The sequence below is a fragment of the Acinetobacter sp. YH12211 genome (genome assembly GCF_013418015.1).
Taxonomy (GTDB): domain Bacteria; phylum Pseudomonadota; class Gammaproteobacteria; order Pseudomonadales; family Moraxellaceae; genus Acinetobacter; species Acinetobacter towneri.
The window spans coordinates 21642-41072 of sequence record NZ_VPCW01000007.1 but is presented as its reverse complement, the minus strand read 5'-3'; the positions used below and the strand labels follow the sequence as shown (position 1 = coordinate 41072).

The following is a 19431-nucleotide window of genomic DNA, read 5'->3' as shown; positions in this document are numbered from 1 at the left end:
TCAAACCCCTACCTTAACGGTGATGTGACAAGTACGCTTAGTAATACGATCTGCACGGCCTTTAGCACGTGGCATAATACGTTTAAGGCTCATGCCTTCATCAACGTAAATCGTAGATACTTTAAGGTCGTCTACATCTAAACTGTTATTGTGTTCAGCATTTGCAATTGCAGATTCCAATGCTTTCTTAACTAAAACAGCAGCTTTTTTGTTGCTGAAGTTTAAAATGTTAAGTGCATGCGCAACAGATTTGCCGCGGATAAGATCTGCAACCAAACGTGCTTTTTGTGCCGAGATAGCGGCACCGCGTAATTTAGCAGTTACTTCCATCATAGCACCTATTAACGTTTAGACTTCTTGTCAACACCGTGACCACGATAGGTACGAGTTGGCGCGAATTCACCGAGTTTATGACCAACCATGTGTTCAGAGATAATCACTGGAACATGGTTACGACCATTGTGAACAGAAATTGTTAAACCAACAAAATCTGGGAGGATCATCGAACGACGCGACCAAGTTTTGATCGGCTTACGGTTATTAGCCGCGATTGCCGCTTCAACCTTAGCGAACAAGTGCGCATCGACGAATGGGCCTTTTTTCAGAGAACGAGGCATTGTCAGATTCCTTTACTTGTTACTTAACGCGACGGTCGCGAATAATCATCTTAGTCGTACGCTTGTTGGTACGTGTCTTGTACCCTTTAGCTTTTTGACCCCATGGGCTTACAGGTTGGATACCTTTAGTACGCCCTTCACCACCACCGTGCGGGTGATCAACCGGGTTCATTGCCATACCACGAACGGTAGGACGAACACCACGCCAGCGCGAAGCACCTGCTTTACCAAGTGAACGAAGGTTGCTTTCTGAGTTAGATACTTCACCTAACACAGCGCGACATTCAACGTGCACTTTACGCATTTCGCCTGAACGTAGACGAACGATAGCGTATGAACCGTCACGACCCAACAATTGAACTGAAGTACCAGCAGAACGCGCTAATTGAGCACCTTTACCGATTTTAAGTTCGATGTTGTGAAGAGTAGCACCGATTGGCATGTTACGAAGTGGCAAGCAGTTACCTGGGCGGATTGGAGCATCGTTACCAGATTGAACTTGATCACCAGCACGTAAACCTTTAGGCGCAATAATATAACGACGTTCACCGTCAGCATACTTCAACAATGCGATGTGTGCAGTACGGTTTGGATCGTATTCAATACGCTCTACAACAGCAGGAATGCCATCTTTGTTACGTTTGAAGTCTACGATACGGTAGTGTTGCTTATGACCACCACCAACGTGACGTGTAGTAATGTGACCGTTGTTGTTACGACCACCAGTACGTTTTTTAGCTTCCACCAACGGCGCATAAGGCGCACCTTTGTGAAGATGGTCGTGAACGACTTTCTCTACAAAGCGACGTCCTGGAGACGTTGGCTTACATTTTTGAATCGGCATAAATTTCGTCCTTATTCCGCTGCGCTTTCAGCGGTATCGCCCAAGTCAGCCATTTCAACATCTTGGCCAGCTTTCAGGGTGACGTATGCTTTTTTAACATCAGAACGGCGTCCTAATGTACGACCAAAGCGCTTAGTCTTACCTTTAGTGATAGTCGTGTTAACTTTAACAACTTCCACACCAAATAATTGCTCAACTGCTTTTTTGATTTCAAGTTTGTTTGCATTTAATGCAACTTTGAATACTTGAACACCAGCAGTTTCGCCTAAAACTTGTGCTTTTTCTGAAAATACAGGTCCTTGTAGGACTTGATATAAACGTTCGTTGTTCATCCGAGTTCTACCTCAATTTTCTTAGCAGCAGCAACAGACATTACAACTTTGTCGAACGCGATCAAGCTAACAGGATCGATTGCAGTAGCATCAACCACATCAACGTGTGGAAGGTTACGCGCTGCAAGATATAGATTCTCATCTACAGCTTCAGTTACGATCAATGCGCGAGTTGCATTCAAGTCGTTAAGTTTTGCAAGCAACTCTTTAGTTTTAGGAGCTTCAACAGCAAACTCTTCAACCAATACAAGACGATCTTGGCGAACAAGTTCAGCTAAGATACATTGCATTGCACCGCGGTACATTTTGCGGTTAACTTTTTGAGACCAATCTTGTGGACGAGCAGCAAAAGTTTTACCACCACCAACCCAGATTGGGCTACGAATAGAACCAGCACGAGCGCGGCCAGTACCTTTTTGACGGAATGGTTTTTTACCACCGCCAGCAACGTCTGCACGTGATTTCTGAGCTTTAGAGCCTTGACGACCACCAGCTAAGTAAGCTGTAACAACTTGGTGTACAAGTGCTTCATTGAATTCACGACCGAACGCAACTTCAGATAACTCAACAGCAGAGCCGGAAACAGTATTTAAATTCACGTTATTTCCCCTCAAGCCTTGATCGTAGGACGCACAGTTACGTCACCACCAGTCGCACCAGGAATCGCACCTTTAACAACAAGAACTGAACGCTCTGTGTCGATAGATACAATTTCAAGACCCTGTACAGTTACGCGTTCAGCACCTAAATGGCCAGCCATTTTTTTGCCTTTGAATACGCGACCAGGAGTCTGGTTTTGACCTGTAGAACCTAGAACACGGTGAGAAACAGAGTTACCGTGAGTAGCGTCTTGAGTACGGAAGTTCCAACGCTTAACACCACCCTGGAAACCCTTACCTTTAGACTGACCAGTTACGTCAACGATCTGACCTACTGTGAACAAATCCACACCGATAGTTCCGCCAACTTCACGACCTTCAAGGTCAGCTTCTGTAGCACGGAATTCTTGAACTAAACGACCAGCAGCAACACCCGCTTTAGCGAAGTGACCTTTCTGAGCGTTAGTTACGCGAGATTCGCGACGTTCACCAGTAGTAATCTGAATTGCTTGATAACCATCTGTTTCAAGCGTTTTGATTTGAGTGATGCGGTTAGGATCAACCTCAATCACTGTAACAGGTACAGAAACACCAGCATCTGTAAAGATACGGGTCATACCGCACTTGCGACCGACTAAACCAATAGCCATGTGCATAAACCTCTAAAAAAGCGGCCTAATTAACTTAGAGTGTTAATTAACCGAAAGCCTTAACCCAATGCAATCTGAACATCAACACCAGCTGCTAGATCTAATTTCATCAACGCATCAACAGTTTTATCTGTAGGTTGAACGATGTCGATCAAACGCTTGTAAGTACGGATTTCATACTGGTCGCGCGCATCTTTGTTTACGTGTGGTGATGTTAAAACGTTGAAGCGTTCGATGCGAGTTGGCATCGGGATTGGACCACAAACTTGTGCGCCAGTACGCTTAGCGGTTTCTACGATTTCTTGAGCAGATTGATCGATCAGACGATGATCAAAAGACTTCAAACGGATACGAATTCTCTGGTTAGACATACCAGTTAACTCCAAGCCAAATATATAAAGAATCACCCTTGACGCATCTCACCCCACTAATTTAAGGCAAGTGTCAAAGGCAGTGAATTATCACTAAGGTCATGATCGATGCCATGACTGTCACGATGTTAACTACTTTCTTCGCAGTTAACCCCCTTGCATAAAGGGTCGCCCATTATAACGATTGTTTAATGCATAAGCAAATCTCTTTTTGGCTTTATTGCTTTATTTTTCACGCTCTGCCGATTTCTCTTTTTAAAATATACGATTAGCACTTTATATATGAGTTAAGCAGCATTCCTATCCATTTATTGAGTGTAAATTTAGGCCATCTGCATTTTGACCATTCCAACCATCCCTGACAGCAGAAATCGTCATCGCCCTGACCTAACTTTCTTTTCTGTGTTTACGCCACAATCCATGACTTTATTCTCGAAGTTTGCTTTGTGCTAAAACATAATCTATTGCACGATTCATTAATTGGTTGCCTGCCTGAAATTGTGCTGCAGACATCTGTTTTAATTCATGCGCGGGTTGTACATACATGCCTGAAAATGCAGGTTTCATTTCAGCATTGTCCAAAAACAACTGCAAAGCCCGTGGGGTAATTTCTGGATGGAATTGGAATCCTAGTACATTTTTCCCAATTTGATAGAGTTGATTAGCGCAGGCGGCATTACTGGCAAGTCTTACCGCGCCCTTAGGTAATTCAAAAGTTTCGCCATGCCACTGCATCACTGAGATTTGATCAGGCATTTGGAAACAGCTTTCTGGTATATTTTCGACTTTATAGACAGGATGCCAACCGCGCTCCTGTTCAGGATTAGGACTCACTGCTGCACCCAACGCATTGGCAATCATCTGCCCACCTAAACACAAACCGATTGCAGGTTTACCCATCGCCAAATAACGCCTAATCCAGCGTTTTTCTGTTTTTAACCATGGATAATGTACTTCATCATTTACACTCATGGCACCGCCCATCACAATTAACAGGTCAATATCTTCAACTTTGGGTAAGGCTTCAATTTCAATATTTTGCTCAGGCGGTAAAGCAAAAAATTCGGTTGCAGTGATATGCGCCCCCATCTGCTTTAAATAGTCATAGCAACTTCCAAAACCTTCACCTGCACTATGCTGAAAATAATGCACGCTTAGTGGTGCTTTCATCTGGATCATCCTTTGTATTTTCTATACTTCAGCTTCTGCAAAAATAGCGCCAAGTTCAAGGCATGTCTTGTAGTGCAGCTTTTTATAGCCTAAAGCCAGTATTTCTCTTAAGCTAAACTCAATATTTGCTTATTTTCTGAGTGAACCTGTGAAGAAAAATGCTCAAACTGCTTTAATTCATGCACCAAGACGTGCCCCACAATATATTCAAACGGTACAGCCTCCCCTATTTCGTGCATCGACCATTATCTTTGAAAACACAGATGCACTGTTTAATCGACACTGGACTGATGCTTATGATTATAGCTATGGCACACATGGCACACCGACTACATTCACACTCGCTGATCAGATTGCGCAATTAGAAGGTGGTGAATACTGCTTACTCGCACCAAGCGGACTATCAGCAATTAATTTGGTGAATTCCTGCTTTTTAAGTCAAGGCGATGAAGTTTGGGTGGCTGACAATATTTACGGCCCAAACATGGAGCATTTACGCAATTTAGAGCAGCGTTACGGCATCACCGTTCAAGTCTACAATCCAATTGATGTCGATAGCTTTCAACCCTCTGCAAAAGCCAAACTGATTTGGCTGGAAGCCGCAGGCTCGGTCACGTTGGAATTTCCCGATTTGAGCGCCTTAGTAAAAAAAGCCAAAGCACATCATATGCTCACAGCCTTAGATAACACTTGGGGTGCAGGGCTTGCTTTTAATGCTTTCGATTTTGGTGACGATCATTTAAGTGTCGATATAAGTGTCCATGCCCTAACCAAGTACCCAAGTGGTGGTGGCGATATATTAATGGGTTCTGTGGTGACCCGTGATCAACATTTACATCATCAATTATTTCGTATGCATGCCATCCAAGGCATTTGTGTATCGGGCGATGATGTTGCGCAAGTACAACGTAGCTTAGCCTCAATGCAATTGCGCTATGAACACCAAGCGCAAAGCTGTTTGCAGTTACTGAACTGGCTGAAACTACAACCACAATTTGCTCAGGTGTTGCATCCTGCTGATGCCACATCTGCGGGGCATGCGTATTGGAAAGAAATTTGCCGCGATGGACACAGCGCAGGTTTGGTCAGTGTGATTTTTAAGCCTGAATATGATTTAGCCGCTGTACGCCAATTCTGTGATGCACTATCTTTATTTAAACTCGGCTTTAGCTGGGGCGGCCCCGTAAGTTTAGTGATGCTTTACGTTCTCAAGTCCATGCGTACCCTAGAGCACTCTCACTTGGCTGAAGGATTATTGGTGCGTTTTTGTATTGGGCTAGAACATCCTGCAGATTTAATTCAAGATATTCAAAATGCCTTACAACGCTTCAGCGACTAATGCAGCACAGATCATCATTTTAACAATAGCTATATAAATCAGGATAAAAATATGAGTACAGCAATCGTTATTGGTAAAAAAACTGCCGACGTTCAACAAGACGTGGTTTTACATTCACAGTTTGCCAACCGCCACGGTTTAATTGCAGGTGCAACAGGTACAGGTAAAACCGTCACCTTAAAAGTCTTGGCAGAAAGCTTTTCACGAATTGGTGTACCCGTATTTTTAGCCGATGCCAAAGGCGATGTTTCCAGTCTAGCCAAAGCAGGCAGCAGCAGCCCAAAGTTTGATGCACGTATTAAGAGCTTAGGTATCGAAAGCATTCCGTTTGCAGCATCTCCTGTGGTGTTTTGGGATTTATTTGCCGAACAAGGTCATCCGATTCGTACCACCATTTCTGAAATTGGCCCGTTATTATTGGCGCAAATGCTGAACCTGAATGACACCCAAGAGGGCGTGTTGTCTGCGGTATTCCGTATTGCCGATGATCAAGGTTTATTACTGATTGATTTTAAAGATTTAAAAGCCATGCTGACCTATGTCAGCGAACACGCCAGTGAATTTAAAGCTGAGTATGGCAATCTTTCTCCAGCCAGTTTGGGTGCGATTCAGCGCAATTTACTGGCTTTAGCTGATCAGGGCGGTGATAAATTCTTTGGTGAGCCGAGTTTGGATATTTTGGATTTTATTCAAACTGACAGTCAGGGACGCGGCAATATTAATGTTTTGGCTGCAGACAAACTCATGAACACGCCAAAACTGTACGCTACCTTTTTATTATGGATGTTATCGGAACTGTTTGAACAATTGCCTGAAGTGGGCGATATGGACAAGCCAAAACTGGTGTTCTTTTTTGATGAAGCACACTTGTTATTTGACAATGCCAGCAGCGCGCTACAAGAAAAAATTGAACAAGTGGTACGCTTAATTCGCTCTAAAGGCGTGGGGATTTATTTTGTGACCCAAAACCCACTGGACTTGCCTGAAAGTGTATTGGGACAATTGGGTAACCGTGTTCAGCATGCCCTACGTGCTTTTACACCCAAAGACCAAAAAGCGGTAAAAACTGCCGCAGATACATTCCGTGCCAACCCAGACTTTAAAGTTGAACAAGCCATTACCGAACTTGCGGTAGGTGAAGCCTTAATTAGTTGCTTAGATGAACAAGGCACACCGCAAATTGTAGAACGTGCTTGGGTAATGTCGCCCTACTCATCGTTTAGCCCAATTAGCACAGAAGAACGACAAGCCTGTATCAGCCAAAGTGTTATTGCAGGCGTGTATGAACAGCAGCTAGATCGTGAAAGTGCTTATGAAATGCTGCAACAAAAAGTTGAACAACGTCAGCAACAAACGGCAGCAGCAGAACAAGCTAAAATTGAAGCCAAAGAAGCTGAAGCACGCGCCAAGCAAGAGGCTAAAGAAGCCGAAGCACTCGCCAAACAACAAGCGCGCGAGCAAGAACGTCTAGCCCGCGAACAGCAAAAAGAAGCAGAACGCGCTGCCAAACAGCGTGAAAAACTGACTCAGGATATTGTGGGTACCTTTGCCAAAAGCGCAGCACGCAGCTTAGGCGGTTCTACTGGGCAGAAAATTGTACGAGGTTTGTTAGGGTCATTATTTGGTAAGAAATAGCATGTTATAAACGATGAGGTTTGTATAGATTTCATTCATGGATGCACCATCCAAAACCTAAATGAACACTTACAAACCTCTCGCTGTCACATCTACAAACCCCATAAAAACTTTAAAAATAATGGGATATTTTTATAATCCATATTTTTTTTAAGGTTTCACAAAAAAATGTTTGCAATCCTTATTTATAAGATGTATTTTGAATACATCTTATAAATAACAGCCATGAGAGATCGAACATGACTCCACAGCAAATTGACCTTGTAAAAGCAACTGTTCCTGTACTCCGTGAAAATGGTGTCGCACTGACTGGTTATTTCTATAACCGCATGTTGGGGAATAATCCTGATCTAAAAGAAACCTTTAACATGGGTCACCAACGTAGTGGTGCGCAGGCTCAAGCGCTTGCAGGTGCTGTATTGGCTTATGCTGAAAACATTGAAGATCCTTCTGTGCTTGCGCCTGTGATTGAATTGATTGCCCACAAACACGTGAGCTTAAACATTCAAGCACCTGACTATAATATTGTGGGCGAAAACCTACTTCACTCAATTAGCGAAGTATTAAACATTTCAATGGAAGATCCTCTAATTGATGCATGGGCAGCTGCTTATGGTCAGTTAGCAGAAGTATTTATTAATGCTGAACGTGCGATCTATGAACAACACGAACAAACTAAAGGCAGCTGGTTAGGCTGGCGTAATTTCAAAATTGCCAAGAAAGTTGTAGAAAGTGACGAAATCACTTCTATTTACTTCGAGCCAGTAGATGGTGGCGATTTACCAAAATACGAAGCAGGTCAATATATTTCAGTACGCGTATTTGTTCCTGAACTTGGCTTGAAGCAACCACGTCAATACACGCTATCGACTAGCCCACAACAAGATTACTTACGCATTTCTGTAAAACGTGAGCCAGGCAATGGTGCAGATAAAGTTGCAGGTTGGGTATCGAACGTATTGCACCAATTACCAGAAGGTTCTGAAGTTGAAGTATCTGCACCAACAGGTAACTTCTTCCTCATCGACAGCAACAAACGTAATGTCTTCATTAGTGGCGGCGTTGGCTTAACACCAATGATTGCGATGTTGAATCAATTAGTGACTTTAGATGTACCACAACCTGTGACATTCATTCACGCATGTCGTAGCAAACAAGTGCATGCCATGAAACAGCATCTCCAAGACTTAACTGCAAAATGTCCACGTATTCATACGTTGACTGCGTATGAGTTCCCGAACGAAGGTGATGTACTGGGTCAAGATTACGATGTTGCAGGTCGTTTAGACCTCAGCACTGTAGATGCAGCGCTGTTACCAGCCGATGCAGATTACTACTTATGTGGTCCAATGCCATTCATGGCAGAACAGCGTAAAGCTTTACTTGCGCGTGGCATCAAAGATGAGCAAATCCATAGCGAAGCGTTTGGTACAGGTGGTGTTCGCCACTAATCTAAAGCGTTAAAAGCTAATAGGTAAGGCTAGTCTAGTTATGCTAGACTAGCCTTAATTTATTTGTATTTAAAAAAAACATCTGTGCGATCATGCAATTAAATAAATTCACTGACTATGCGCTGCGTATTTTAATGTATATCTCGCGTCCTCGAGATGTACCCTATACCATTGCGGAAATTGCACAGGATTTGCATGTTTCCCAGAACCATCTGGTAAAAATCGTTCACTTTATGGGTAAGCAAGGATGGCTAATTACCACTCGTGGTAAAGGTGGCGGGATTCGCTTGCATCCTGAAGCATTGCCTTTGCGTTTAGGTCATGTGGTGAGAATCCTGCAAGGTGAAAATCAAATTGTAGAGTGTAATACCCCGCCCTGCGTGCTGCGTGCGCAATGTGGACTAAAAGGCATTCTCAATCAGGCAATGGAACAGTTTTATCAAAGCTTAGATCAATACAGCTTGGGTGAAGTGCTACAGCCTGTACCCAATTTACAGTTCAGTACACAATCTCCAATCCCGCTGATTCATCTTTAAAGTAACTTAAACGGTCAAAGCAATATCATCCTAGATGTTGCTTTTTTCGGGCATTCAGGGCGCAAAGGTCGCTTGCCTGTATGACTTGCTTTATAATGCCTGTTTGTAGACCATGAATTGAAGTTAAGTTATGCACCATAGCAGAGGAAAATCGAAAAACAGTAAGGCAGCAGCACAGCCACGGCAGAAAATTAGCTACGAGAAAAAAGTAGACCCTGCCATTACTGAATACTCTGTTCGCGCCTTAAACTGGCTGCGTAAAGCCGAGTTTTTAATGAGTGCGCCTAAACTGAATTTATGTGTAGAAGATACTGGCTACGAAGTGGCTTTTGCAGGACGCTCCAACGCAGGTAAGTCCAGTGCAATTAATGCTTTAACCAATCAAAAACAATTGGCACGTGCTTCTAAAAAACCGGGTCGTACTCAAATGATCAACTTCTTTAGTTTGGGCAACCCCGAACAGCGTTTGGTCGATTTACCCGGTTATGGTTATGCAGCCGTACCTGAAGCCATGAAAATTGTGTGGCAAAAAGAACTCGAAAATTATTTGATTCATCGTAAAAGTTTACAAGGCTTGGTGTTACTGATGGATATTCGCCATCCCTTACAGCACTTTGATGTGATGATGCTGGAGTGGGCATATTCACGTAAATTGTTCGTGCATGTATTGCTCACCAAATCGGACAAACTCAACCGCGGCCCTGCCAATAAAGTATTGCTTGAAGTCAAACAGCAGTTGAAAAAGATGAAACTAGATTTCTCGATTCAATTATTTTCATCACTCAACAAACAAGGTTTGGAAGAGCTTGCGAGTGTGATGGGCGGTCGTTTGAACTTCACCTTAGAACAAGCGCATCAATTTGATTTAGACAGCATTCCAGAAGCGACTGGCGATGATGTTGATGTTGATGTTGATGTTGATGTTGATCAGCCTGAATTTTTAGAAACTGACGATTTAACCGCATCTGATACCGAAACCAAATAGTCCGTTAAATTACTGACTATTGGTCTATAATATAAAGTCCTATTCGCTCAATCTCGAATAGGACTTTTTATTTGTATGTCCACTTTCAGTTTTACGCCGTAATCACAATCTCCCTCTCCACCAAAGTTGCACTTTACAACGCAGCCAGAAATGCCCTACTGTCAAGATCATAACAATTAAACGTTTAAACAATTACATAAGATAAGGAGATCAAACATGCAGGCACACATTTCAGTGATTACCTTAGCGGTAGAAGATTTACAACGTGCACTCGATTTTTACCGCGACGGCTTAGGACTTGTAACTGAAGGCATTATTGGACAGGAATTTGAACAAGGTGCGGTGGTCTTTTTTGAACTGCAAGCAGGCTTAAAACTGGCTTTATGGTCTAAACAAAGTTTACAACAAGATACAGGCTTAACAGGTACAGCCAGCAGTGCTGCACAAATCACTTTAGGACATAATGTACATAGCCCACTCGAGGTCGATCAGGTATTGAAACAAGCAAAAAATGCAGGTGCGAAAATTTTAAAACCTGCACAGAGCACCTTTTACGGCGGTTATGCAGGTTATTTTCAGGACTTAGATGGTCATATTTGGGAAGTGGCCTACAGCCCATGTTGGGATTAATCTGCTTTGGCTCATGTCTTTACATAGCACAATAAAACAGGATGATGCTGAAAACTTGATTCGATTTTAAACCCTTTATCAGGAATGCAGTGCAGGGTCATCACGAGTATGCCGATCGACCACCACACTAACCATCATATCGCCCTGCACATTGACCACAGTACGCACAGTATCCAACAAACGGTCGATCGGCAATAAAATCGCAATCGCTTCTGCAGGCAAACCCACCGATTGTAATACCATAATCATCGTCACCATACCTGCGCTTGGAATACCAGGCGCGCCCAAAGAAGCGATCATGGCTGTGGCACAGACAATTAATTGCTGTCCTAAACTTAAATCCAGCCCCATTAAATTGGCAACAAACAAAGCCGCTGCAGCTTCATACAATGCCGTTCCATCCATATTCAGTTGTGTACCTAACGGGATCACAAAGCCTGCAGTTTGCGGACGCACACCTAAATTTTCCTGCGCACATTTCATCGAAAGTGGCATAGTGGCAGAACTGGAACTGGTGGCAAAAGCCGTAATTAAGGCAGCACGTGTGCCTTTAAAAAAGGTGATCGGATCCATTTTGCCAAATATCCACAACAGCAAAGGCAAGACCACCACACCATGAAAAATCGTGGTGCCCGTGACCACTGCAGCAAACTCTGCCAAACGACTCAGGACTGAAATATCTTCGGTTGCAACCAACTTAGCCAATAAAGCAAAAATCCCCAAAGGTGCCAGTTTCATTACCCAGCCAATCATCAACATCATAATTTCAAAAAATTGCTGACTGAGTTTACGTACCGTTTTAAAGTGCTCCCCGCCTTTGACCAGCGCCACACCCACCAATAAGGCAAATATCACCACTGCCAAAACATTACCCTCGGCAAAAGCTTTAAACGGATTGATTAAGGTGTTTTGAATGAAATTGGTAAAAAACGAAGACGGCGTAAGCGTGTCTGGGCTTTGATGCTGCGCCATAGCATCTTGAAACATCACAATATCTACGCCTTTACCCACTGCAAATAAATGCGCACACGCCAAACCTAAAATTAAAGCCAAAGTCGTGGTGGTGACACAACACGCCAACGTAATTTTCCAGACTCGACTCAATTGCCCTACAGCCTGTAAGTTCGACACACCGACCACAATTGAGCTAAAAATTAGTGGGATCAGCAGCATTTTCAGTAAACCAATAAAAATACTGCTCATTAAACCAATGCCATACAAACTGGCGCTAAAAAATGTGCTGTCTGGAAATAGATTCAGAATAAAACCAAACACCACACCCAAAATTGCGGCAATTAGAATTTGTGTATTGAGGCTCATACGCAATTGAGTTTTTTAATGTGATGTGTGGACTATGCCATGTGGCTGAAATTGAATCGAGTATTATTTTTCTAGCGCACTTTGATTAGGTTCAGATCGTGCTTCAGGATGTAAAAAAGCCGACATGAATGTCGGCTGATGAATGTAGATTTTAAAGGCTATATTTTATTGCGTTTCGATTTCACGTAAACGAATCAAGCCTTCCTGACTGGTGCTACACACCAATTCACCATTTTGCCACATGCGCCCAAAGTTCAAACCACGCGAACTAGTGCTAATGGTGGCTTCCATGTCGTACAGCATCCAGTCATCCACACGGAACGGTTTATGGAAATACATGGCATGGTCAATACTGGCACACTGCAAACTTGGTGATAAATAGCTCAAACCATGCGGACGCAGTGCTGTGGTCATTAACGTGAAGTCTGAATAAAATGCCGCAATTGCCTGATGCAAAGACACTTCATCCACCTCTGGTGAAATGCTGTCATGGGTACGAATGTAGTGTGCATAAGCAGGTGCTTCAGGCTGCGGTAAAAATGGATTGCTCGGATTAATCGGGCGAATCTCCACCAAGCGATCACGCATAAAACTGGCACGCACATTTTCAGGTACAAACTCGACAATATGCTGTTTGAGTTCCGCTTCGTTTTTTAAAGCTTCTGCTGCAGGATAGTTTGGCTCTGAAATTTGATAATTCAGACCGTCTTCCAACGGCGCAAAGGACACCATCGCAGTAAAAATGGTACGCCCATGCTGAATGGCACGTACTTGACGGCTAGAAAAACTTTTACCATCACGCAAACGGTCAACTTCATAAATAATAGGTGCGTTGACATCGCCACCAAACAAGAAATAGGCATGCAATGAGTGCGCAGGACGATCAGTGGTATAAGATGCAGCACGTAAAGCCTGTCCCAAAACCTGTCCACCAAAAACACGTTTACCCACCAAGTTACGACTGATACCTCGGTAGATATTTTCTTCTAACTTTTCTAAACAAAGAAGTTCAACCAGCTCTTGTGTGAGTGCGTTCATAACTAACCTATGTATGGCGGAAATTGGGGATGCGGGATCGAAGTCGATGAAAAAATAAATCGTCAAAATAAACTGACTATTTTAAGCCTGCTATTTTGCCATAGATTCTGCATCTTTTACCCATCAAAGACTGACCGCTGTGTCACAACTTAGCCGATCAATTTTGCTAAAAATACGATTTTTAACGATAAAATCTAACAATATTCATGCAAATTATCTAAAAATGCAGCGCGATTATTAGATACAATGACGCAAAATAAATTCCCTACTGGCTAGGGACTTAGGTGATGAAGTAGGAGTGAGTATGTCCAAGCGTGGTTTTGGTCAAATGTATCGTCAGCTTTCTGGTAAGCTGCTTGACCTTGTGGTGACACCGCATGTTTTGGGTGAAGTCCCTGTCAAGGATGCGCAAAGTGTAGACTCAAATGCCACTCGCACCAAGATAACTTGCTACGTATTGCAAAATCACTCACGCAGCAATGCCTTGGTGGTCGATGGCGAAACACGTCGCTTAAAACTCACGCCTGCGCTTGATCCATTGGTGATGGGTTCACATAAAGAAAAAGCCTCGATTCTGTTTTTACAGCATCACGATGAGAACAACCTACTCAATCCACCACCTTATGCTTTTCCGCCACGCTTGTTACGTTTAATTGAACAATTAGAACAACACCCAGAACTTGATATTGAATTGGTACCTGTGACCGTGTTGTGGGGACGTTCTCCAGACAAAGAGGATTCGTGGTTTAAACTACTGTTTACCGATACGTGGGCAACGCCTGGCACAGTCAAGCAGTTAATGAATATTGGGGTGCATGGTCGTCAGTCTTATTTGGAATTTCACGAGCCACAATCATTACGCGCTTTAATTGAACATGCCAAAACTGAGCATCCGAACCTGTCGCCTGCGACCTTTATTGTTAACACTCTAAATAATTACTTAGATGGACAACGTGAAGTCGTACTTGGCCCAGACTTGTCTGACCGCCGCAATGTCATGCTCAGTCTGATTAAATCTCCCGATGTGCAAGATGCCATTCGTCGTGAAAGTTTACGCAGTAAAATTAGCGTGATTGAAGCCGAGCGTCGTGCGATTGGTTATTTAAATGAAATCGTGTCGGACTACTCTCATGCAGCGGTACGCTTTGCCGATATGGCACTGACCCGCTTATGGACACAATTGTACGATGGCGTGGAAGTGCATAATTTTAGTACCGTGCGCGAACTGGCCAAAGACTATGAAATTATCTATACCCCATGTCACCGCAGTCATATCGACTATTTATTGCTGTCTTATGTGATTTACAAACGCGGCATGATGGTGCCGTACATTGCTGCGGGCGATAACCTGAATATGCCATTTGTAGGTCAATTGCTTCGTGGTGGCGGTGCGTTTTTTATCCGTCGTACTTTCCGTGGCAACGGCTTATACACAACCGTCTTTAAAGAATATTTATTCAGTATTTTGTCGCGTAACACGCCGCTTGAATACTTTATTGAAGGTGGACGTTCACGTACAGGCCGCTTGTTGCCACCAAAAACAGGCATGCTCGCCATGACCATTCACAGTCATTTGCGTGGTCGTGCTAAACCGATTGCTTTTGTGCCAACTTATATTGGTTATGAACGCCTGATGGAAGGTTCAACCTATGTCGGTGAAATGCAAGGCAAGCCAAAAGAATCTGAATCGCTAATGGGCATTTTAAAAACCATGCGCAAGATTGAACGGATTTTTGGCAAGGTGCATGTCAATTTTGGCGAACCTGTGTTTTTAGATGATGTTCTAAAACAACACGATGCCGAACACATCAGCATTGAAAAAAATGATGATCCTATTCCACCACAAGTGTCAGATGCAGTGAATACTTCGGCACATGCGATTTTGGAAAACATTAACCGTGCTGCGGTAATTAACCCGGTATCTTTGTTATCGCTGATTTTACTGGCAACACCAAAACATACCTTGGATGAAGAAATTTGTGTGAAGCAGTTAGACACTTACCGTAATCTGCTCACTGCCCTGCCTTATGATGAGCGCACTCAAGTCACACCATTATCAGGTAAAGAAATTATTGCCTACGGCTTAAAACTCAAACTGATTAAACGAGTGCAGCACGTTTTGGGCGATATTATCGCGATTGAAGACCATCAGGCGGTGTTACTCACCTACTTCCGCAACAATATTTTGCATGCCTTTGTCTTACCATCTTTAATTGCAGCATTGGTGAAACATAATGGTTCGATTCGTCGTGGTGATTTAATCAACGTCATTCGTACTTTATATCCGTTCCTGAAAGCTGAGTTGTTCTTGAAATGGCAAGATCAGGAACTCAAAGAACGGATTTGTGCCTATGTAGAAGCGTTAATTCAGGCCAAATTGATTTCTGAAGATGCGGAAGGCAACTTAATTTCACCTGCACCAAATAGTGAAGACCATAACCAATTGGTAGTATTGGCTGCACCTGTAATGCAGAGTTTAGAGCGTTATTACATGACACTGGCGCTGATTACACAACGCGGCTCAGGCAATATTTCGGCACGTCAGGTCGAAGAACTCAGCCATTTGGTCGGTCAGCGTTTGTCGGTGCTGTATGAATTCAACTCACCTGAATTCTTTGACAAAGCCTTGTTCCAAAGCTTTATTAAAGTCTTAACTCAGCAAGGTTATATCAGCACCAACAGTGACAATGCGATTGTGTTTGATGATAACTTTAAAAACGTCGCACAATACGCCAATTTGGTGTTGGATGATGTGACTTTACAGATGCTGCAACACATCACCACCTTTAGCGATGAAGAATTGCGTGAGGCGTTAGAAGCACTTGCTGCACAACAAGCAAAAAAACGCTTGAAACGTAAGAAGAAGTAATTTTTAAGCTTCTTCTCTTACGCCATAAATGGCTCAGGCAGAAAGTTGGGGATGAGGGTGAATAAAAGCTCAATATTTGAGATTTTAAAAATCACCTCTCGCTAGCCCTTTCCTAGCAAGAGAACTTTTATTCTCCGATTTCAGGTGAATCACTTTGCGTAATTCTTAGATGATCAAAATAATCCTCATGTTTGCGCTGAAATCCTGTTTTCTCCATGCGCGTAGCAAAAATCCGCTTCCCTGTTTCTCTCTCACTTTCCAACACCAACTCAGGTAAATTGAATTCACGCTGAATCTTTAAAATCATTTCATGCAAAGGCTGAGCTTGGTTATTGCTGCAAATATAAACTGGTTCAGGATGTTCCACGTGAAGCAAATGTGCCAAAAAACTTGCCAAATCATCAATATGAATTCGGTTTGACCAATGTATATTTGGGTAACTTTGTGTGCTTTCCGCAAGTTTGAGCATGCGTGCAGTCGAAGTGCCATAAATACCCGAAGGACGTACGATCACACATTGTTCAGGATAAGCCTGTTGCCACAAGTGTTCCATCTGCAACAACAACTGCCCTTGTACATCATTCGGCTTAGGCACAGTATCATCATCAATACATTCACCTGCGTTTTCGCCATAAACCCGTGTAGATGACACCACAATAATTCGCTTTACAGGATGATCTTTTAATGCAGCGACAATCGGCTGCACAGAATCTACATAAGTCTGTTGATACGCTTCTACAGAACTCAAAACCGTATTCCGAGATGGTGCAAGTAATACATAAACGGCATCAACAGGTTGAGTCTGTGATAAATCGAGCTGTTGAATATCTTGAAGCAGATGCGTCATATCAGGATCTGTTTTCGGACTGCGGCTAATTGTGGTAATTTGATGACCGAGCGTAAATAGTTGTTTTGCAACACGCTGCGATGTTTTACCATAACCAATAAATAGAATATGCATTCAGCACCTAATCATAGCATTTGAAGTTGAGGGGACATGGCTGCAGTCCATCAGTTGCAAGGGGTAGGCTCTGCCTCTGCTGCATTACTCGAAAAACTAAATATTTTCACCACAGATGACTTGCTGTTTCATCTACCGCGTGACTATGAAGATCGTAGCACGATCATTCCCATGAACCAATTAAACGTGGGGCGCAGCTATTTACTCGAAGGTGTGGTTAAAGGGGTCGATTTTCCACCGGGTAAACGCAAGTCGATGGCGGTCAATTTAGAAGATGAATTTGGAAAAATCACCTTACGTTTTTATCATATTTATAAAGGTATTACAGATCGTGCCAAACTCGGCAATCGTTTAAGAGTATTTGGCGAAGTACGGGTTGGGGCGCGTGGTCTGGAAATGTATCACCCCGAATTACAACTGATTACTGAACATACCCCACTGCCTAAAACCCAACTGACTGCCATTTACCCAAGCACCGATGGGCTGACCCAAGCCAAATTACGTGAATACGTCAAACAGGCCTTGACACAGCATAGTGATGATTTGCCTGAACTCCTGCCTGAAAAAATGACCAATGGCTATGCACTCAAACAGGCGTTGGATTATATTCATCATCCACCTTTAAATGCCAATATGCTGCAATTGGCACAAGGCTCTCACCCTGCACAGCAACGCCTGATTTTTGAAGAATTGGTGGCGCATCAAGTCAGTTTACTGACCCGACGGGCTTATATTCAGCAAATTGCCTCACCTGCCTTTTCCCCAAGTCAAAAACTAGCGCCTGCGTTACTCGGCAACATGCCATTTCAAATGACAGGTGCACAGCAACGGGTTTCGCAAGAAATCATGCAGGATTTGCAGCGTAATAAACCCATGCTGCGCTTGGTACAAGGTGATGTAGGTGCAGGCAAAACGCTGGTCGCTGCAGTCGCAGCGTGTCATGCGCTAGAAGAAGGTTGGCAAGTCGCGCTGATGGCACCCACTGAAATTTTGGCAGAACAACATTATCTGAACTTTCAAAAATGGTTTGAACCATTGGGCTTAACAGTGGCATGGTTGTCTGGCAAACAAAAAGGCAAAGCACGCGCAGCGGCTGAACTGAGCATTCAAGATGGTAGCGCCAATTTGGTGGTTGGGACACATGCGTTATTTCAGGACAATGTGCAATTTGCCAAATTAGGTTTGGTGATTATTGATGAACAACACCGTTTTGGGGTCGATCAACGTCTGGCTTTGCGCAATAAAGGTGCCAATCACACTACACCGCATCAATTGGTGATGACTGCAACGCCTATTCCGCGAACTTTAGCCATGTCCGCCTATGGCGATTTGGACACTTCGGTGATTGATGAACTACCGCCAGGACGTACACCTATTCAAACGGTGACTATTCCGCTAGATCGGCGTGAAGAAGTCTTACAACGCATTGCCAGCAATTGTGCCGAAGGCAAACAAGCCTATTGGGTCTGTACCTTGGTGGAACAGTCGGAAACCTTAGATGCGCAAGCTGCCGAGGCGACTTTTGCTGAAATTAAAGAACGCTTTCCTGAACTGAATATTGGGCTGGTACACGGCAAAATGAAAGCCGATGAAAAACAAGCCGTCATGCAGCAATTTAAAGACAATCAATTACAGTTGCTGATTGCCACCACAGTAATTGAGGTCGGGGTCGATGTACCGAATGCTTCAATTATGGTGATCGAAAATGCCGAGCGTTTAGGACTTTCACAGCTACATCAGCTACGTGGACGAGTCGGACGGGGTGCCAAAGCCAGTTTTTGTGCCTTATTGTATAAAAATCCACTTTCGCAAAATGGACAAGAACGCTTGCGGATTATGCGGGAAACCAACGATGGTTTTGTGATTGCAGAAAAAGATTTAGAACTGCGCGGCCCAGGTGAACTCTTGGGAACCAAACAAACGGGAGATATGGGCTTTCGGGTGGCTAAATTAGAACGGGATGATCATTTGCTGGCACAGGCGCATCATGTGGCACAGCAAATTTTAAACGATTATCCTACACATGCCGAAGCTTTGCTAAAACGCTGGCTGCCTGAGGCACCACGTTATGCCTATGTTTAAAC

19 protein-coding genes are annotated in these 19431 nt (G+C 43.5%); 8 read left to right on the top strand and 11 right to left on the bottom strand.

Going from position 1 to position 19431, the window contains the following annotated elements:
• From rplV to FTU98_RS05450, 8 genes are all read right to left on the bottom strand, one after another.
• Nucleotides 1-330 carry a 50S ribosomal protein L22 gene (gene rplV / locus FTU98_RS05485; protein ID WP_001982638.1) on the bottom strand — a complete coding sequence of 110 codons (330 nt, stop codon included), beginning with the start codon at nucleotides 328-330 and terminating at the stop codon, nucleotides 1-3.
• Nucleotides 331-341: 11 nt separating this feature from the next.
• Nucleotides 342-617 (bottom strand): 30S ribosomal protein S19, encoded by a 276-nt coding sequence (rpsS, locus tag FTU98_RS05480; RefSeq protein ID WP_004673001.1) that lies wholly within the window; start codon nucleotides 615-617, stop codon nucleotides 342-344.
• Nucleotides 618-636: 19 nt separating this feature from the next.
• Nucleotides 637-1461 carry a 50S ribosomal protein L2 gene (rplB, locus tag FTU98_RS05475; RefSeq protein WP_004974706.1) on the bottom strand — a complete coding sequence of 275 codons (825 nt, stop codon included), beginning with the start codon at nucleotides 1459-1461 and terminating at the stop codon, nucleotides 637-639.
• An 11-nt stretch (nucleotides 1462-1472) separates the two neighbouring features.
• On the bottom strand, nucleotides 1473-1793 hold the full coding sequence (gene rplW, locus FTU98_RS05470) for a 50S ribosomal protein L23 (protein ID WP_004974703.1): 321 nt from the start codon (nucleotides 1791-1793) through the stop codon (nucleotides 1473-1475).
• Nucleotides 1790-2392, bottom strand: coding sequence for a 50S ribosomal protein L4 (rplD, locus tag FTU98_RS05465; protein ID WP_004974702.1), 603 nt, complete (start codon nucleotides 2390-2392; stop codon nucleotides 1790-1792). The genes rplW and rplD overlap by 4 nt, the downstream gene beginning before the upstream one ends.
• A gap of 11 nt (nucleotides 2393-2403) precedes the next feature.
• A complete protein-coding gene (gene rplC, locus FTU98_RS05460; protein WP_180050664.1) occupies nucleotides 2404-3042 on the bottom strand; it encodes a 50S ribosomal protein L3 in 639 nt (212 codons plus the stop codon).
• A gap of 59 nt (nucleotides 3043-3101) precedes the next feature.
• Nucleotides 3102-3413, bottom strand: a complete 312-nt coding sequence (gene rpsJ, locus FTU98_RS05455; RefSeq protein ID WP_000070912.1) for a 30S ribosomal protein S10 — start codon at nucleotides 3411-3413, stop codon at nucleotides 3102-3104.
• A gap of 426 nt (nucleotides 3414-3839) precedes the next feature.
• Nucleotides 3840-4583, bottom strand: coding sequence for a type 1 glutamine amidotransferase (locus tag FTU98_RS05450; protein WP_180050662.1), 744 nt, complete (start codon nucleotides 4581-4583; stop codon nucleotides 3840-3842).
• Nucleotides 4584-4731: 148 nt separating this feature from the next.
• Here FTU98_RS05450 and FTU98_RS05445 point away from each other — a divergent pair, with 148 nt between their 5' ends.
• The 6 genes from FTU98_RS05445 to FTU98_RS05420 all read left to right on the top strand — a co-directional run bounded on the left by FTU98_RS05445 (nucleotide 4732) and on the right by FTU98_RS05420 (nucleotide 11159).
• Nucleotides 4732-5922, top strand: a complete 1191-nt coding sequence (locus FTU98_RS05445; protein WP_180050659.1) for a PLP-dependent transferase — start codon at nucleotides 4732-4734, stop codon at nucleotides 5920-5922.
• Between the two features lie 51 nt (nucleotides 5923-5973).
• A complete protein-coding gene (locus FTU98_RS05440) occupies nucleotides 5974-7557 on the top strand; it encodes a helicase HerA-like domain-containing protein (protein ID WP_180050656.1) in 1584 nt (527 codons plus the stop codon).
• 239 nt (nucleotides 7558-7796) lie between these two features.
• Nucleotides 7797-9008, top strand: a complete 1212-nt coding sequence (hmpA, locus tag FTU98_RS05435; protein WP_004974691.1) for an NO-inducible flavohemoprotein — start codon at nucleotides 7797-7799, stop codon at nucleotides 9006-9008.
• Nucleotides 9009-9100: 92 nt separating this feature from the next.
• Nucleotides 9101-9544, top strand: a complete 444-nt coding sequence (locus FTU98_RS05430) for an Rrf2 family transcriptional regulator (protein ID WP_004974689.1) — start codon at nucleotides 9101-9103, stop codon at nucleotides 9542-9544.
• A gap of 130 nt (nucleotides 9545-9674) precedes the next feature.
• A complete protein-coding gene (yihA, locus tag FTU98_RS05425; protein WP_179989915.1) occupies nucleotides 9675-10529 on the top strand; it encodes a ribosome biogenesis GTP-binding protein YihA/YsxC in 855 nt (284 codons plus the stop codon).
• Between the two features lie 216 nt (nucleotides 10530-10745).
• Nucleotides 10746-11159: a VOC family protein gene (locus FTU98_RS05420; RefSeq protein WP_019836869.1), complete on the top strand. Its 414-nt coding sequence runs from the start codon at nucleotides 10746-10748 to the stop codon at nucleotides 11157-11159.
• A 78-nt stretch (nucleotides 11160-11237) separates the two neighbouring features.
• Here FTU98_RS05420 and FTU98_RS05415 read toward each other — a convergent pair whose 3' ends face one another.
• Together FTU98_RS05415 and FTU98_RS05410 are read right to left on the bottom strand one after the other, a co-directional pair.
• On the bottom strand, nucleotides 11238-12479 hold the full coding sequence (locus FTU98_RS05415; protein WP_179995926.1) for a dicarboxylate/amino acid:cation symporter: 1242 nt from the start codon (nucleotides 12477-12479) through the stop codon (nucleotides 11238-11240).
• Between the two features lie 165 nt (nucleotides 12480-12644).
• Nucleotides 12645-13517, bottom strand: coding sequence for an acyl-CoA thioesterase II (locus FTU98_RS05410; protein WP_004974677.1), 873 nt, complete (start codon nucleotides 13515-13517; stop codon nucleotides 12645-12647).
• A gap of 304 nt (nucleotides 13518-13821) precedes the next feature.
• Here FTU98_RS05410 and plsB point away from each other — a divergent pair, with 304 nt between their 5' ends.
• Nucleotides 13822-16386 (top strand): glycerol-3-phosphate 1-O-acyltransferase PlsB, encoded by a 2565-nt coding sequence (gene plsB / locus FTU98_RS05405; protein ID WP_004974675.1) that lies wholly within the window; start codon nucleotides 13822-13824, stop codon nucleotides 16384-16386.
• Nucleotides 16387-16513: 127 nt separating this feature from the next.
• Here plsB and FTU98_RS05400 read toward each other — a convergent pair whose 3' ends face one another.
• Nucleotides 16514-17347: an NAD-dependent epimerase/dehydratase family protein gene (locus FTU98_RS05400; protein WP_154320298.1), complete on the bottom strand. Its 834-nt coding sequence runs from the start codon at nucleotides 17345-17347 to the stop codon at nucleotides 16514-16516.
• A 36-nt stretch (nucleotides 17348-17383) separates the two neighbouring features.
• Here FTU98_RS05400 and recG point away from each other — a divergent pair, with 36 nt between their 5' ends.
• Nucleotides 17384-19429 carry an ATP-dependent DNA helicase RecG gene (gene recG / locus FTU98_RS05395; RefSeq protein WP_167846341.1) on the top strand — a complete coding sequence of 682 codons (2046 nt, stop codon included), beginning with the start codon at nucleotides 17384-17386 and terminating at the stop codon, nucleotides 19427-19429.
• Nucleotides 19430-19431: the final 2 nt, after the last annotated feature.